Consider the following 16,280-nt stretch of genomic DNA (forward strand, 5'->3'; position numbering starts at 1 on the left):
AATAATTAGGCGCATGATAAACAATGAGTTATGACTATTTTACTTCATTGAGCAATTCGCGAGCAATAATCACTTTTTGTATCTCGCTAGTACCTTCATAAATAGAAGTCACGCGCACATCACGAGCAAATCGCTCCAACGGATATTCTTTTATGTATCCGGCACCACCCATCATTTGTAATGCGTCGTAGCAGGCGATATTTGCTTTTTCTGCAGCAAAAAGTTTTGCCATAGATGCTTGCTTACCAAACGCTAAACCTTGTTCTTTAGTATAAGCCGCTTGCATAAGTAATAACCGAGCTGCTTCTAGCTCGGTATAACGCTCTGCTAATTTCCATTGTAACCCTTGAAAATTAGCCAAGGGTTGGTCGAATTGCTTTCGTTCGATTAAATACTCACGTGCATAATCCATTGCTGCTAAGCCAATACCCAGTGCAAGAGAGCCAATACCAATTCTTCCGCCAGCAAGCTCACCTACGGCAACACCGAAGCCTTTATTTTCTTGGCCAAGTAACGATGAAGCTGGTACACGGCAATTTTCAAAATGCACTTCATTCGTGGGCGATGCTTTTTGCCCCATTTTATCTTCTGTTTTACCTATATTTACACCCGGCGTACTCGCTTCAACAATAAAACATGAGATGCCTTTGCCTTTTTTGGCGCTCGGATCGGTAACGGCCCAAACGACAAAAACATCAGCAAATGTTCCGCTGGTAATATATAACTTGCTACCGTTAATAATAAAGTCATCGCCATCACGAGTGGCAAGTGTTTTCATACCTGCGGGATCAGAACCAGCAGAATTTTCAGTCAAACAAAAGCCACCTGCACGATACTCTCCACCACACAGTTTAGGTAAATATTGTTGTTTTTGATCTTCATTACCTACCGCTTGAATGACTTCGGCCACCATATTTGTGACTGAAGTAGTAACTGCCGTAGAGGCACACGCCTTTGCTAATTCGGTGATCGCTAAACTAAATGCCACACTGCCAGCTTCTACTCCACCATATTCGGCTTTGATATTAAGCCCCATAAAACCAAGTTCAGAAAGTTTGGCTAAATTAGATAAAAATAACGACTCATCGGGTGACTCGTCTAATTGGCTGGCAACAGGTGCTAACTCAGATTCGGCAAACTTCTTTGCCATATCTTGTATCATCACTTGCTCTTCAGTTAATGATAAATTCATTTGCTATGCCCCTTTAGTATTAGGCGTTAAAGGTTTATTTTCATTCTATACAAAAATACCGTTATAAACACGAAATTATTTAACGTTTACGTTAACTGCCACTCAAAATTAAAGGGGTCAGGTACATTAAAGATTTAAGAAAATTAACATGAGTAGATATTTCAAACATCGCCGCTTTGATAATTACTACCTACCGAAGCAGGTAGCTTAAACATCAGCAAAGAGAAGCACACTATAAAGTGCGCCTAACAGCAATCACATAGCCGTTAAGGCCTGTTTGTTAGGCAAATATAAACCATAATAAGCCCGCACCAAGTATCAGTCGATAAATAACAAAAGGCATCATGCCTAGTTTACCTACGATAATTAAAAAGTAATGGATACACGCATAGGCACAGATAAATGCTAATACACTACCTAAGCCAAGCACTTGCCAGTCAACCGTATCAGTACTTGTCATAAATTTATAGGTTAAATAGCCTCCCGGCATCATAATACCTGGAATAGAAAGCAAGAATGAAAATCGTGCGGCGTTTTCTTTACTTAAGCCCAACATCATACCAAATGTCATGGTGATACCAGAACGCGATGTGCCAGGAATTAGCGCTAGTGCTTGTGACAAACCAATAATCATCGCGCCTTTAAAACCAAGTTGTTCAACTGAAACATTTTCTTTTGCTTTAATATCGGCAAAACCTAATAATATGCCAAATAGAAGTGTTGTGGCTGCAATAACCGCAACCGTTCGTAAATGCGCTTCAATAAAGTCGCTACCCAATAAGCCAACTAAGCCTAATGGAATAGACGCAAATAAAATCCACCACGCTAACTTACCATCAAACGAATTACGCTCGTGTTTTGCGGGGCCAACACCCAATGTGCCAAACCAAGCTACAGCCATTGCGCCAACTTCTTTACGAAAATACAATACAACCGCGAGTAAGGTACCCACATGAACCGCAACATCAAACCCTAAACCTTGCTCTTTCCAGCCAAGTATTGCTGAAGGCAAAATTAAATGTGCTGAACTTGAAATAGGTAAAAATTCAGTTAATCCTTGTATTAATGCTAGCCAGAATATTTCTAGAAATGTCATGTTTATGTCAGGTCCTTTTGCGGTTGCTGCCAATGTAAGGCAACTTTTTCTAATTGTTGTGTATGTTGATCAAATGCTTGCCACAATTGAGCAAATGTTTTCTTTTCAATAGGATGTTTAATATCAGGCGCTATTTCTGCCAGCGGCCAAAGTACAAAAGCATTAAAGCATATCTCATCACGTGGTAATTGTGCTGGTTGCTCACAAATCATATCGTCATAAAGTAAAATATCTAAATCTAACGTTCTCGGGCTATATTTTTTAGCATCATGCGCTCTGCCATGACTATATTCTATTTGCCGTAATGCATCGGCAAGTTGATGCAAAGATTGGTTGGTAGTAAAACCAACAACCATATTATAAAACGGTGAGCCACTAAAGCCGACAGCTTCGCTTTCAAAAAGAGATGATAACGTTAATTGACCGTATAACGATGACAAGGCATTTAAACCACTTTCAACATTTTTTTGACGATCAATGTTACTGCCTATCGATAAATAAACACGGGCCATTAATCACACTGCCCACGTTCAATTTCTACCCCTACAGAAGCCGCATTAAATACGGCATTGGGTTTGTGAATACGTAACTTTATCCATGGGATCTGATATTGACCCATTAAAAAAGTGATCATACGTTCCGCTAATGTTTCAATAAGATCAACCGGGTGTTCATTAGCAAAACGTTCTAATGCTTGTGAAATTTCTGCGTAATCAAGCGTTTTCGCTAATTCATCGTTTTGTGCGGCTGGTTTAATATCCCAAGCCATTTCAACATCTAGCACCAATGTTTGCTTTATTTGCTTTTCCCATTCGTAAAAGCCAATCGTTGTTTGAATAGACAAACCACTAATAAAAACCTTATCCATTAGATTCTAAACTTAATTATTCTAAATTAAATGGCGAGTTTACCTGTACAAGAGTAGAAAAACTAGTTTGTTAAGGGCACAATAAACATAACGTAATGTTGTTTAACAGGGAAATTGACGCAAATGTTAACGTTGACGCTAGCCATGGTTGTTTTTGCCTATCTTTTGGGTTCAGTGTCTAGTGCCATTTTATTGTGTAAGTTATTAAACTTACCTGACCCACGCACGCAAGGCTCAGGCAACCCCGGCGCCACTAATGTACTCAGAATTGGCGGAAAGCGCGCAGCGGTAGCGGTGTTAATGTTCGATGTATTAAAGGGGACGATACCTGTTTGGGCCGCTTATTTTCTTGGCATTGAACCTCTATATCTTGCGAGTATTGCCATCGCGTCATGTTTGGGTCACATGTTTCCTGTTTTTTTCCAGTTTAAAGGCGGAAAAGCCGTTGCTACAGCATTTGGTACACTTCTACCTATTGGCCTTGATCTTGGTGGTTTATTAATTTTAACTTGGTATGGTGTAGCCAGAGTAACCAAATATTCAAGTCTTGCTGCCATTATTACCGTCAGTTTAGCACCGCTTTATACTTGGCTGCTTAAACCTTTATATACCTTTCCAGTATTAATGCTTTCCGCACTCATTATTTTCCGTCATCGACATAATATAGTTCGTTTATTAACAGGTAGTGAACCGAAAATTGGTCGTAACAAGCTCCCTTAATATGGAAAACTTGTTACATCAATTTACACCTTAAGTCGTCACATACTTATGTGAAGTATTTTTATATCGCAGGCAAAGTATCTAATGGCCACCGTGGTGTTGCCTTAAAACTCAAATCAGCAAAAACACCAGCCTTTAAACGTTGCATACCTGCATAGGCGATCATTGCGCCATTATCGGTACAAAATTCTGGGCGAGGATAATACACTTTACCGCCTAGCTTTTGGGTAATATGCGCTAGTTTTACACGTAATGCAGTATTTGCACTAACCCCACCTGCAATGACTAAGCGATTTAATTGACATTGTTCTAATGCCCGTCTGCATTTTATCGCTAAGGTATCTACCACCGCTTCTTGAAAAGCAAAAGCAATATCGGCATGTGTTTGCGTATCAAAATTACCTGCATCTTGCTCTTTACGAATAGTATTAGCTGTAAAGGTTTTTAAACCGCTAAAGCTGAAATCTAACCCTGGGCGATCCGTCATTGGTCGTGGAAACTTATAATGGCCACCTTTGCCACTTTCAGCCATTTTCGCCAGCACTGGGCCACCTGGATAATCCAACCCCAACAACTTGGCTGTTTTATCAAATGCTTCGCCTGCCGCATCATCTACCGACTCACCCAACATTTCATATTTGCCAATACCATCTACCCGAACAAGCTGTGTATGACCACCAGAAACAAGCAAAGCAACAAAAGGAAACTCAGGTACGTCGTCTTCTAGCATCGGGGCTAATAAATGCCCTTCCATATGATGTACAGGTACCGCAGGTAAATTCCAACCATACGCTAAACTTCTGCCAATGGAACAACCAACAAATAAAGCACCAATTAAGCCCGGGCCTGATGTATACGCCACACCATCGATATCTTTTGGTGTTAAACCCGCTTCAGCAAAAACTTCTTTAATTAACGGTAATGTTTTTCTAACATGGTCACGCGAGGCTAACTCAGGCACAACACCACCATAATCCGCATGCACTTTAATTTGACTATATAAACGATGAGACAAAATACCTGCTTTTTCATCATAGATAGCAATTCCTGTTTCATCGCAGGAGGTTTCAATACCTAAAATTCGCATACTTATCGCTTCACTTGTTATGGATTAATCAATATGGCGGCGATTTTACCTAGCAAAGAGGCATTTCACCAGAGAAAAGCAAAATTAAACTTTACTTTCTACGTGCTGTGGCAGTAGAATACCGCACCATTTTTTAACAGAGTGGGCGGAAGTAAGGTAATTTTCATTAAAATTACGTAAAGCTCTTCGTCAAATCTATAGAGATACAACTAAGGTAAGAGGCACAATGCCAGTAATTAAAGTTAGAGAAAACGAACCATTTGACGTAGCGTTACGTCGCTTCAAACGTTCTTGCGAAAAAGCAGGAATTTTATCAGAAGTTCGCCGTCGCGAATCATACGAGAAGCCAACTTGGGAGCGTAAGCGCAAGAAAGCTGCTGCTGTTAAGCGCGCTGCTAAGAAATTATCTCGTGAGAACGCTCGTCGCGTTCGTATGTACTAAGCCAACCTTAGTTGCATATCTGAGTGAGTAGCATGAGCCTACTAGAACAACTCAAAAGCGAAATGAAAAACGCTATGCGTGCCAAAGACAAAATTCGTCTTGGCGTTATTCGCATGGCGTTATCTGCAATTAAACAAGCAGAAATTGACCACAATACAGAAGCAACAGATGAGAACATCATTGCGATTTTGACCAAAATGGTTAAACAACGCAAAGAGTCGATCAAAATGTATAATGAAGGTGGTCGAACAGAACTTGCCGAAATTGAGCAAGCTGAAGTATCAACACTTGAAACCTTTCTGCCACAAGCGCTTAGCGATGATGAAATAGCAACGCTAATTCAAAACGCAATTGCTGAAACGGGCGCAAGCTCAATGGCAGAGATGGGCAAGGTGATGGCTATTTTAAAGCCGAAGATGCAAGGTAGAGCTGACTTAGGTGCCGTAAGCGGACAAGTTAGAGCTACATTAAATAGCTAACTAATTAAGCACGTTTTGTAAGAACCGTAAATGGCAACATTTGCGGTTTTTTTATCCCTGAAAGTGAAAACTTAAGCATTTTACGATAACGTATAATATCAATGTGTTTAAACACTTTTTAACCCGCTTAACCTAACACGAGGATAATCGATATGGCCGGGATGATCCCGAGACAGTTTATCGACGACTTATTGGCTCGCGCTGATATTGTTGAAATTATAGATGCTCGTGTACCTTTAAAAAAAGCAGGAAAAAACTACCAAGCATGTTGTCCTTTTCATACCGAAAAGTCGCCTTCTTTTTCTGTGAGTCCTGATAAACAATTTTACCACTGTTTTGGCTGTGGCGAACACGGCAATGCTATTTCCTTTTTGATGGAGTTTGATCGTTTAGAATTCCCCGATGCGATAGAAGAGTTAGCCAGTTTTTACTCAATGGATGTGCCAAGAGAGCAATCTCATCAGACACCTGCACAACTAAAGCAACAACATCAAGCCTACCAACAAAAACAAAATGATTACGAACTTATGGCAAACATAAGTCGATTTTATCAACAACAGTTAAAAGTTTCCGATGATAAGCAAATCGCCATTGATTATTTAAAAGGGCGAGGTTTAAGTGGACAAATTGCTAAAACCTTCGGAATAGGCTACATCAGCGATCAATGGGATGGCATGATGAAAGTTTATGGCCAATCGAGTGAATCTCGCCAACAATTAATTGATTTAGGCATGGCAATACAAGGGGAGCGCAACCAGCCTTATGATAGGTTTCGTGGCCGCATAATGTTCCCTATTCACGATAAACGCGGTCGTGTTATTGGTTTTGGTGGCCGAGTGTTAGGTGATGGCACACCAAAATATTTAAACTCGCCCGAAACACGAATTTACCACAAAGGGCAAGAGTTATATGGCCTTTTTGAAGCGAAACAAGCCAATAAACAACTACAACGGTTAGTGGTCGTTGAAGGCTATATGGACGTAGTAGCACTTGCGCAACACGGTATAAACTACGCAGTTGCATCATTAGGCACTTCCACCACAGCTGAGCAAGTTCAAACACTCTTTCGTACCGTAAAAGAAGTGATTTGTTGCTATGACGGTGATCGCGCCGGCAAAGATGCAGCATGGCGAGCCATGGAAAATGCCCTACCGTTAATTCAAGATGGCATCACCTTAAAATTTGTTTTTCTTCCAGACGGTGAAGACCCTGATTCATTAGTTAGACAGCTCGGTAAGGAAGGCTTTGAACGAGTGCTTGCTGATGCATCACCTTTATCTAAGTTTATTTTTGATAAATTTTTAGCAGATAACCCCGCTAAGACCCATGAAGAAAAAGCAGCGTTAATTGATCAGTTGCAACCTTTACTCAACAAAATGCCTGACAGTATGATCAAAAATGCGTTGATTGAAGAAATGGCATCTCGATTTAGTATCTCCAGTGAAAAACGTTTACGTGAATTGCAAAGTAGAAACAAAAAAACGGCCAATAAAGTGGCTGCAAAACCAGCAAAAGTTACCCCAGTAAGGCTAGCTATTGCATTATTGATTGAGCATCCCCATATAGTAAAAGCATTGCCAGATTTAAATATGTTAGCAGGCGTTGAACTGCCAGGTGTGGCATTGCTAAATCAATTGATTATACTGTGTTCGCAAAACCCTGAGGCTAACAGTGCGCAATTGCTAGAACACTTTCGAGGAACAACAGAAGGTGAGCAATTAACCAAATTAATGTGTTGGCAGCACCTCGTAGTAGACGATGCTGCCGAGCAAGTATTTTTAGACAGTATTGAAAAACTGCTAAACCAATTTGTAGAACAACGAACGGAATATTTACTGGCAAAAGCCAGAACAGATGGCATGACGCCGCAAGAGAAGCAAGAGTTACAAATATTATTAAATGCTTAACAGGCATTTATTTTTGTAAACTTGCTATAATTTATATCACGTGAGTTAAATAACTTTTATTTTTCACAAGGTATTAAACATAAATAGTACAAAGCAACAGATATTATCGCTGGTAATTTTACAATCAATTTGCTAAAATTTTCGGCTTTACTGTTCGTATTTTATCGTCAAAAAACAGGTGGACACTCGTCAATGGATCAAGCCCCACAATCTAGACTCAAAGAGTTAATAACCAAAGGTAAAGAACAAGGTTACTTAACTTTTGCCGAGGTTAACGATCATCTTCCTCAAGACATCATAGATTCAGATCAAGTTGAAGACATTATTCGAATGATCAATGACATGGGTATTCAAGTATTTGAACATGCCCCTGACAGCGATACATTAATGATGTCAGAAGCTAATACTGATGAAGACGCTGCTGAAGCGGCGGCACAGGCATTAGCGACTGTTGAGAGTGAAATTGGTAGAACAACTGACCCAGTACGTATGTACATGCGTGAAATGGGTACTGTTGAACTTCTAACGCGTAAAGGCGAAATTGTTATCGCCAAGCGTATCGAAGAAGGAATTAAAGAAGTACAGCGCTCTGTTGCTGAATATCCCCCTGCAATTAACTATTTGCTTGAACAATGGGATAACTTTGAAGCAGAAGAAGGTCGTTTAAGCGATATAATTTTAGGGTTCCTTGACCCTGATGCCGAAGAAGATGAAATTCCGGCAGCTGCAACCCATATTGGTTCAGAACTTTCTGAAGAAGAGTTGGACGATGAAGACGAAGATCTTGAAAAAGATGGCGACAAATCTGACGATGACGAAGATGAAGAGGAAGAAGATACAGGGCCAGATCCTGAACTTGCTCGTGAAAAGTTCGGTATGCTGCGTGAAAAGTATGAAGCTGCCAATAAAATAATCGATGCAAAAGGCCGTGTACATAAAGATGCCGTTGCTGCCATTGATGAGCTAGCTGAAGTATTTAAAGAGTTCAGACTTGTACCAAAAGTTTTTGACAAACTGGTTAAAAACATGCGTCAGGTTATGGACAAATTACGTGTTCAAGAACGTTTGATCATGAAGCACTGTGTTGTTGGCGCAGGTATGCCAAAAGCAACCTTCATCAAGATTTTCCCAGGTAATGAAACCTCTAAAGATTGGTTCGTTGCACAGCAAGAAGCGGGTGAGGCATGGTCAACTAAACTGGCTGATGTTGAATTAGACGTTGAACGTTGTATTCAAAAGCTTGGACACTTAGAGCAAGAAACGTTCTTAAACGTGCATGGCATTAAAGACATTAACCGTCGTATGTCAATTGGTGAAGCAAAAGCTCGCCGCGCGAAAAAAGAAATGGTAGAAGCAAACTTACGTCTCGTAATTTCTATCGCGAAAAAATACACAAACCGTGGTTTACAATTCTTAGATCTTATCCAAGAAGGTAATATTGGTTTAATGAAAGCGGTAGATAAGTTTGAATACCGTCGTGGTTACAAGTTTTCTACCTATGCAACATGGTGGATACGTCAGGCAATTACGCGTTCAATCGCTGACCAAGCCCGTACCATTCGTATTCCTGTGCATATGATTGAAACCATCAATAAGCTTAACCGTATTTCTCGCCAAATGCTTCAAGAAATGGGTAGAGAGCCTACGCCAGAAGAATTAGCAGAACGTATGATAATGCCTGAAGATAAAATTCGTAAGGTATTAAAAATAGCGAAAGAACCGATTTCAATGGAAACACCAATTGGCGACGATGAAGATTCGCACTTAGGTGACTTTATTGAAGATGGCAGTGGTGAATTACCGGTTGACTCAGCAACGTCTGAAAACCTAAAAGACGCAACACATGAAGTACTAGCTGGGCTGACGGCTCGTGAAGCTAAAGTATTACGTATGCGTTTTGGTATTGATATGAACACTGACCACACGCTTGAAGAAGTAGGTAAACAGTTTGACGTTACCCGTGAGCGTATCCGTCAAATTGAAGCGAAAGCGTTACGTAAGCTTCGTCACCCTTCTCGCTCTGAGCAACTGAAAAGTTTCTTAGATGGTGAGTAAGCAAATCATATAATGATTAAAAATCCAGCCAAGTGGCTGGATTTTTTTTGTCTAACAATAATGAATATTAAACGTTATTTTACCTCTTTTGGTGGCCCGAATTTTGGGTTGGTTAAAAACGATTCATCCGTTAGTGTTGTTAAAAATGCTAGTAAATCTTGCTTATCTTGTTCAGTCATCTCAAACCCTTTTATAAAAGGGCTCTTTAAGGGGTTTTTCCTACCGTCGCCAACAAATTCACCTTGTGCTAATTCTCTACCTCCAGCGGCATAAAAGTCTAATACTTCACCTAACGTTTCAATGCTACCATCATGCATATAAGGCGCAGTGACTTCAATATTCCTGAGCGTTGGTGCTCTGAACCGTCCGTTATCTCGCATAATTTCAGATACTTCTGCTAAGCCAATATCTTTTTTCGGATAACCTTGATCGTTATGAGTAAAATATAACCCCGTATTATGAAAAGGACGACGATCTAGAATTTGCCGTTCATGACTGGTTGATTGCGTAAAGTTAAAACCACCATGACAGTGATGACATTCAAGTTTTTCGGAAAAAAATAAGTTCATACCACGAATTGCCGATGCTGAAATTGCATTATCATCTCCTTGATAAGCATAGCGATCAAACGGTGCGTTCAATGAAATCAAACTTCTAACAAAGCTTGCCAATGCCTTTGAAACTGTTGCAAAAGAAATGTTCTCATTGGGAAATGCTTTAGAAAATAATTTAGGATATTCACCGTGCTTAAAACGATTAAGCACAGCTTCTTCATGCTGGGTGATACCTAGTTCAATGGGCGCTTCTCCAAACATCGGAATTAACACTTGCTGCTCTATAGACGTAATGCCATCATGAGCCCAAGTCAGTGTTTTATTATATGCGACATTAACTAACGCTAAAGCATTTCGACGATGAGCCTGCCCTGTTGCTCCTGTAGATGTATGTCGACTTTCTGCAAAAGCAAATGCTTGCTGATGACAACTAGCGCAAGATTGAGTTTGATTAAACGACAATGCATTATCATAGAAAATTTTTCTGCCAAGCATGACCTTTGCTTCACTCATCGGGTTATCAGCGGGTACTTGCGGTTTAGGAAAACCGGCCATGATTGGCCATTGATACTCAGGTGGCTTAGTATCTTTGCCACAAGCAATAATCAACAGTAAACACGCTATCAATATTTGAGTGTATAATTTCATCACGAGCTCGGCGTATTACGGGCAATATTGGCAAAAATTAATTGGCAGGCAATATTATCTCGCGCACTTTTACAGTTACTTTGTTCACTAAAAACAATATCACTAAACCATGGCGCAATGTCTAACTGAACAACACCCTGCTTGATTGTTCCCAACGAAATACTTACTCGATTGGGGTGTACGCATGCTTGCTTGGGTGATCTAAGTGCGCTAGCAGATGAACAACCAGTTGATCCCAAATGAAATAACCAACTTTCAGTATTACTTTGCATTTCAAAGCGCATAAATTTGTGGCCGGTTTGCCATACCCAAAACATATTTGGCACATTTAATGGGCTTTGTTGCGTCATTGGGTTTTGATGATTTAAATCAAAAGGTACACCAACAGTGGCTTCCAGCTGTTTTCCTTCTAGGTCACCTGACAATGCTAATTGCCAGGTTGCGTTTGCTTCATCGGCGCAATTTATTCCTAGCAAAGCAACGTTTTGATGCTGTGTAGGTGTTTCAGTCAAACTTATAGGTTGCCATAATTGCTGCTCATTGAGCATGGCAATATTGCTGAGGTATAAATACAATTGTGACAATTGCCACTTGTTGTCAATAACGGAATTACAGTTAAGTGGTGAGCCATTAAAATAAACCTCAACGGTGATTAAGCGTTGTTTTTCGGGTTGAGAGCACCCCATTAACATACAAAGTATTATAACATTTACCCACAAAATATACTTCATCAAAATCCCTATAAACGCGACGAAAATAAATAATTAAACACAGGCATTATCAGTAATTAAGGTACAAAAAGCTAGACCGCACATGAGTCTGTTATCAAGTATATCCCCCCAGTATTGACAACAATTTGATACACATTTCAAATATTTAATTTTATATATAAGTTAAAACTTTACGTCACAATTGTTAAGTTATACTAAAGAAAGTGAATTCAATGTAATAATGGACATTCTATAATGAAAAGCACCTTAAGCAGGACTCTACTACTTGTATCGGCGTTACTGACCACTCAAGCGTTAGCACACTCAGAGCATGACAGGGCACGATTTGTTGCCCCTGACGGTAACGATGTAGGGAAATGTGACAACGCTTTGCGACCCTGTAAAACGATAGCCTATGCAGTAACACAAGCGAATAAAGGCGACAAAGTACTCGTTGCCAGTGGTGAATATCATATCAATGATGCTAACGAACTATTTTATCTAAAAAGTAAAATTGTCCCTATTCGCGGCGGATACAATAAATTTGATCACTTTCAAAGCCAAAGCCCAGCCACAAATATTTCCACACTTATTGGCATTCCACATGAGTTTGCCAATGAACTAGCGAGTTACGGGTTTAATATCATTACAGATCGTAAAGCATTAAAGCAAGACAGTCGATTAAAAGCAAAACTTGCCGCTTACAAAAGCATGCAAACGGTGCAGACAAATGTTAACTGTGTTAATGGTAAAGCAGGAAGTTACGATTGCGAAAATATAGATTTACTTGGCCATCTGCCCTTAAGTGCGTTATCCACAAATAGCGGTGCCGGTAGTGATATTTGGGGACATGTTGATTTAAACACCGGTAAAGAATACGCAATTATTGGCCTAGAGCGTGGCGCATCTGTTGTTGATGTTAGCGACCCAAGCAACCCTACAGAAGTAGGTGCTGTAAACGGCAGAGCTGTTGTATGGCGAGATATCAAAGTATACCAATACTTTGATAAAAGCATTGGCTTATGGCAAGCCTATGCTTACGTTACATTAGATGGCGCATCTCCTAGCAATACTGAGTACGTCACCATAATCGATTTAAATAATTTGCCTCATTCGATCAATGTTGTTGAAAAAAATCAAACAGTGTACAGCGCCCATAATGTTTACATTTCAAACGTTGACTATAGCCTTAACATTGCACATCCAAACACTACACCTATCTTACATTTAGCAGGTACCAATAAAAACACAGGGCAATTTCTCAATTACGATTTGAGTGATCCTAAAACACTGACTCAACTAACTGATGCTTATCAATCAGACCAATCAACAGGTTCACGTCCGTATACACATGATGCAGCATCAATGACCATAACAGACAGTCGAAAAGATACTGACTGTGTTAATGCACAAGCATTTTGTACCATTTTTTTCGACTTCAACGAATCTGAGTTTTTGTTATGGGATATTACCGACACCACAAAAACTACAGATTTAGGGCGCGCTACATATTCAGGTGCACAATACGTTCATTCAGGGTGGTCATCTGAAGACAATAACTATGTGTTCGTGCATGATGAACTCGACGAAGTAAATTTAGGCATTAACTCTACGCTGCGCATTTTTGATATTACTGACTTAACAAATCCTACGCAGGTTGGCTCATGGGTTGGTGACACAAAAGCGATAGATCACAACGGCTTTGTCCGCGGTAATCGTTATTACATGTCAAACTATGAACGAGGCTTAACGGTATTAGATATTACCGACCCTGCATCACCCGAACAAGTAGGTTACTTTGACACATTTACACCAAGTGATAATGCCAGTTTTAACGGTGCTTGGGGTGTATACCCATATCTACCGTCAGGTAATATTCTAGTGAGTGATATCAATAGCGGTTTATTCATTTTTAAAGACAACACCTTAGATGAAGCTCAAGGTACGCTTGCTTTTAATCAAGCCAAAGTATCTACCAACGACAATAACACATTGTCGCTCATGATTGAGCGCACAGGTGCACAGGCGACGAATAGCGCAGTATCGGTAGACTATGTTGTTATACCAGGCAGTGCAGACGCTAATAGCGACTTTCAAGTATCTAATGGCACGCTTACTTGGGCAGAAAATGATGTTACCGCTAAAACAATTGAGATTAACATTGCTGAAAATAACATGGCGTTTGAAAATGACGAGTCTTTCTTCTTAAAGCTATTCAACCCAACCAATGGTGCATCGTTAGGCCATAACAGTTATGTCAATGTCACCATAAATGGAGAGCAAGATTATGGTGCCGCATCATTTGCCCTTGCAACCACAGAAGTTGCCGAAACGCAGGAAACACTATCAATCGCCGTTAATCGTCTTGGAAACACGCAAGGCGAAATATCGTATTCATATCAACTTCAAGGCATCGACGCTACAGTCGGTGCTGACGTTTTAGCCGCCGCTGGACAATTAACATGGGCTGATGGTGATAACGATACACAATATATTGATATTACCTTGCTAGATGATGACCTTGAAGAGCAAGCAGAAACATTCACTGTCACATTAACCACAATCGCCAATGGCCGTATAGGTACAAACGACACAGTTACCGTAACCATCGTGGATGACGAAACCAACAATGCGCCAACGGTAACTTTAAGTGAGAACTTTCAAGTCAATACAGGGCAAACCGTTAATTTAACCGCAAATGCTCAAGACTCTGATAAAGATGACATGACCTATCAATGGCAGCAAACAGACGGCGCTGATGTTGAAATTACCAATGCAGACCAACTAGAGGCCAGTTTTATAGCGCCCAATAGTGCTTCTACTTTAACCTTTAGTTTTACGGCAACTGACTTTAGAGGCGCAGCAACAACCGAAAGTATTTCAATTACGGTAGTCGCGCCAACAGTTACTGAACCTAATTCAGGAGGAAGCAGTGGCGGCGCTTGGTTCTGGCTAATGCTTCTATTAGTACCACTTTCTATAGCACGCGGAATAAAGCACTAAATTGATGTTGAGCAATGCAGCTATTAGTGCTGTATTGCTCAACAAATAAGCTAACAAACCAATCATTGATAAAATTTAAACTTTCAGTGGTGACATTAAAATAAAAAATGCTTATACTGCACGCCGATTTGTGAAAGCATTCACAAACACCTTTCAAATAAATGGCCCTTTAGCTCAGTTGGTTAGAGCACCCGACTCATAATCGGTAGGTCCCCAGTTCAAGTCTGGGAGGGGCCACCATTTAACATCACCTATCTCATTTGTGCATAAAAGCATAAGTTGGCCGCTTTGGCCATTTTATGGTGACTGTTAAAGCATAACTTGGCCACGCACTACATTATTCAACACGAGTGTACGTCTTACCATTAAGAACCCGCTTAACCTGATCAATGTTTTTAGCACCGATCCTATCGCAAATTTCTTCAGCAGCGTATTCTTTACCAAGCTTACGTATTGCCTGAACTTGCTTAGCAGATAATCTGTCATCGCGCCCACAAATTTGCGCGATAGCCCACTCGTTATCGCGCCATTTTTCTGTAACCCAAGGCGCAGGGAGACCTTTCCTTGGATGATCTTTGAGCCAACCAGAGACAACTCCATTCCTATCATCTGGCATTGGAACAGCAGACTTTTGAAGTAATCCATTCTCTCGAAGATACCTCAAGCCAGATTTTCCACCAGGGATCATATTTAAGCGTCGTTCATCGCTCCAATGTCCTTCAACCAAGAATTCCTCAGCTTCATACAATTGCTCAAGATTATCGGTGATCCCCATTACTTTGTGGTGTAAATACGTAACCTTTCCGCACTCAGCTTCTTCTCGAAACTTCTGGTGGAACAATAAAGGGCTTCCATTTTTAATTGCACGCTTATGTTCAGACCACCGCTTTTGCCAGCTACGGGTTGTAACCCCTACGTAAAAGTACCCATCATTAGGGTATGAACCACCGTTGCCAAAAATATGCTGGTATAAAACATACGATTTCTTTGGAAAATGTTTAGGCGTTACTAGGAAGTGAGCAGGTATTGAAAAAACTAGACTTGGTTGTTTGATCAGTGCTTCATCTATTACAGTTAAACCACGCTTTGCTGCTTCTATAAACAATGGATCAGTTACCAACTCTACTTGAATCATTGGGGGAATTGTTTTCTCTTCATCTCCAAGCTCGTTTCCCGACAGATATTTAGCCTCTCTTGCAACTGTCCTATGACCTACTTTTAACTTTTGAAGCGGTGCAATAAATCCTGGTGTATTTTTCATAAAAGTCATATGGATCACTGGAATAACCTGACCTGGATTAAGTCTAAATATTCCCTCTGAATTTTGTGCTACCTTAAACCATTCTTTTCCATAAGGTTGGGATTGTATGAAACTTTTTAGAAGAAATTCGATTTCCTTTCGACGGGAAATCAATGGCTTTGGTGCTGTCCACTTCCCTTAAACTGAGACAGACATAATTAGAGTTTTCTGTAATGATTAATGCAGGAGACAACTATGAAAAAATCACGCTATACAGAA

The 16,280-nt window shown here is 40.3% G+C and carries 14 protein-coding genes and 1 tRNA gene; 7 read left to right on the forward strand and 8 right to left on the reverse strand.

The features are described from left to right. Positions 1 to 34 precede the first annotated feature (34 nt). The 4 genes from BI291_RS18120 to folB form a co-directional block, all read right to left on the reverse strand. Positions 35 to 1,192: an acyl-CoA dehydrogenase family protein gene (locus BI291_RS18120; RefSeq protein ID WP_074500830.1), complete on the reverse strand. Its 1,158-nt coding sequence runs from the start codon at positions 1,190 to 1,192 to the stop codon at positions 35 to 37. A 280-nt stretch (positions 1,193 to 1,472) separates the two neighbouring features. Then, a complete protein-coding gene (locus BI291_RS18125) occupies positions 1,473 to 2,288 on the reverse strand; it encodes an undecaprenyl-diphosphate phosphatase (RefSeq protein WP_074500833.1) in 816 nt (271 codons plus the stop codon). A gap of 2 nt (positions 2,289 to 2,290) precedes the next feature. Continuing rightward, positions 2,291 to 2,800, reverse strand: coding sequence for a 2-amino-4-hydroxy-6-hydroxymethyldihydropteridine diphosphokinase (folK, locus tag BI291_RS18130; RefSeq protein ID WP_074500836.1), 510 nt, complete (start codon positions 2,798 to 2,800; stop codon positions 2,291 to 2,293). Further along, positions 2,800 to 3,156 (reverse strand): dihydroneopterin aldolase, encoded by a 357-nt coding sequence (gene folB / locus BI291_RS18135; RefSeq protein ID WP_074500838.1) that lies wholly within the window; start codon positions 3,154 to 3,156, stop codon positions 2,800 to 2,802. The genes folK and folB overlap by 1 nt, the downstream gene beginning before the upstream one ends. Before the next feature lie 123 nt (positions 3,157 to 3,279). Between folB and plsY the strand changes: the two genes are divergently transcribed. Continuing rightward, entirely contained in the window at positions 3,280 to 3,876 is a 597-nt protein-coding gene (gene plsY / locus BI291_RS18140; protein ID WP_074500841.1) for a glycerol-3-phosphate 1-O-acyltransferase PlsY, read from the forward strand. A 61-nt stretch (positions 3,877 to 3,937) separates the two neighbouring features. Here plsY and tsaD read toward each other — a convergent pair whose 3' ends face one another. Continuing rightward, positions 3,938 to 4,963: a tRNA (adenosine(37)-N6)-threonylcarbamoyltransferase complex transferase subunit TsaD gene (gene tsaD / locus BI291_RS18145; protein WP_074500843.1), complete on the reverse strand. Its 1,026-nt coding sequence runs from the start codon at positions 4,961 to 4,963 to the stop codon at positions 3,938 to 3,940. 226 nt (positions 4,964 to 5,189) lie between these two features. On the opposite strand from tsaD, the gene rpsU reads away from it, so the two are divergent. The 4 genes from rpsU to rpoD all read left to right on the forward strand — a co-directional run bounded on the left by rpsU (position 5,190) and on the right by rpoD (position 9,846). Beyond that, positions 5,190 to 5,405, forward strand: a complete 216-nt coding sequence (rpsU, locus tag BI291_RS18150) for a 30S ribosomal protein S21 (RefSeq protein WP_074500846.1) — start codon at positions 5,190 to 5,192, stop codon at positions 5,403 to 5,405. Positions 5,406 to 5,437: 32 nt separating this feature from the next. Beyond that, positions 5,438 to 5,884 (forward strand): GatB/YqeY domain-containing protein, encoded by a 447-nt coding sequence (locus tag BI291_RS18155; protein ID WP_074500848.1) that lies wholly within the window; start codon positions 5,438 to 5,440, stop codon positions 5,882 to 5,884. A gap of 152 nt (positions 5,885 to 6,036) precedes the next feature. Next, complete coding sequence (dnaG, locus tag BI291_RS18160) at positions 6,037 to 7,791, forward strand: DNA primase (RefSeq protein ID WP_074500851.1); 1,755 nt, start codon at positions 6,037 to 6,039, stop codon at positions 7,789 to 7,791. A 150-nt stretch (positions 7,792 to 7,941) separates the two neighbouring features. Continuing rightward, positions 7,942 to 9,846 carry an RNA polymerase sigma factor RpoD gene (rpoD, locus tag BI291_RS18165; protein ID WP_286272944.1) on the forward strand — a complete coding sequence of 635 codons (1,905 nt, stop codon included), beginning with the start codon at positions 7,942 to 7,944 and terminating at the stop codon, positions 9,844 to 9,846. Between the two features lie 74 nt (positions 9,847 to 9,920). On the opposite strand, the gene BI291_RS18170 is transcribed toward rpoD, so the two are convergent. Beyond that, a complete protein-coding gene (locus BI291_RS18170) occupies positions 9,921 to 11,048 on the reverse strand; it encodes an MbnH family di-heme enzyme (protein WP_074500857.1) in 1,128 nt (375 codons plus the stop codon). Next, the gene (locus tag BI291_RS18175; RefSeq protein ID WP_074500858.1) at positions 11,048 to 11,779 is read right to left on the reverse strand and encodes an MbnP family copper-binding protein; all 732 of its coding nucleotides are present in this window, start codon (positions 11,777 to 11,779) and stop codon (positions 11,048 to 11,050) included. Before BI291_RS18175 ends, BI291_RS18170 begins: the two co-directional genes overlap by 1 nt. A gap of 234 nt (positions 11,780 to 12,013) precedes the next feature. On the opposite strand from BI291_RS18175, the gene BI291_RS18180 reads away from it, so the two are divergent. Together BI291_RS18180 and BI291_RS18185 are read left to right on the forward strand one after the other, a co-directional pair. Further along, a complete protein-coding gene (locus BI291_RS18180) occupies positions 12,014 to 14,761 on the forward strand; it encodes a choice-of-anchor B family protein (RefSeq protein ID WP_074500860.1) in 2,748 nt (915 codons plus the stop codon). Between the two features lie 163 nt (positions 14,762 to 14,924). Continuing rightward, positions 14,925 to 15,001: transfer RNA gene (locus BI291_RS18185), tRNA-Ile, on the forward strand. 97 nt (positions 15,002 to 15,098) lie between these two features. Here BI291_RS18185 and BI291_RS18190 read toward each other — a convergent pair. Continuing rightward, a complete protein-coding gene (locus tag BI291_RS18190; protein ID WP_074500863.1) occupies positions 15,099 to 16,175 on the reverse strand; it encodes a hypothetical protein in 1,077 nt (358 codons plus the stop codon). Positions 16,176 to 16,280: the final 105 nt, after the last annotated feature.

Source organism: Thalassotalea sp. PP2-459 (assembly GCF_001913705.1).
Lineage (GTDB): Bacteria > Pseudomonadota > Gammaproteobacteria > Enterobacterales > Alteromonadaceae > Thalassotalea_C > Thalassotalea_C hakodatensis.

Coding starts and splice junctions, on each gene's coding strand:
- dnaG (WP_074500851.1), top strand. CDS start 6,037: ATGGCCGGGATGATCCCGAGACAGTTTATCGACGACTTATTGGCTCGC.
- BI291_RS18120 (WP_074500830.1), bottom strand. CDS start 1,192: ATGAATTTATCATTAACTGAAGAGCAAGTGATGATACAAGATATGGCA.
- BI291_RS18170 (WP_074500857.1), bottom strand. CDS start 11,048: ATGAAATTATACACTCAAATATTGATAGCGTGTTTACTGTTGATTATT.
- BI291_RS18180 (WP_074500860.1), top strand. CDS start 12,014: ATGAAAAGCACCTTAAGCAGGACTCTACTACTTGTATCGGCGTTACTG.
- rpsU (WP_074500846.1), top strand. CDS start 5,190: ATGCCAGTAATTAAAGTTAGAGAAAACGAACCATTTGACGTAGCGTTA.
- BI291_RS18125 (WP_074500833.1), bottom strand. CDS start 2,288: ATGACATTTCTAGAAATATTCTGGCTAGCATTAATACAAGGATTAACT.
- BI291_RS18155 (WP_074500848.1), top strand. CDS start 5,438: ATGAGCCTACTAGAACAACTCAAAAGCGAAATGAAAAACGCTATGCGT.
- tsaD (WP_074500843.1), bottom strand. CDS start 4,963: ATGCGAATTTTAGGTATTGAAACCTCCTGCGATGAAACAGGAATTGCT.
- plsY (WP_074500841.1), top strand. CDS start 3,280: ATGTTAACGTTGACGCTAGCCATGGTTGTTTTTGCCTATCTTTTGGGT.
- folK (WP_074500836.1), bottom strand. CDS start 2,800: ATGGCCCGTGTTTATTTATCGATAGGCAGTAACATTGATCGTCAAAAA.
- BI291_RS18175 (WP_074500858.1), bottom strand. CDS start 11,779: ATGAAGTATATTTTGTGGGTAAATGTTATAATACTTTGTATGTTAATG.
- folB (WP_074500838.1), bottom strand. CDS start 3,156: ATGGATAAGGTTTTTATTAGTGGTTTGTCTATTCAAACAACGATTGGC.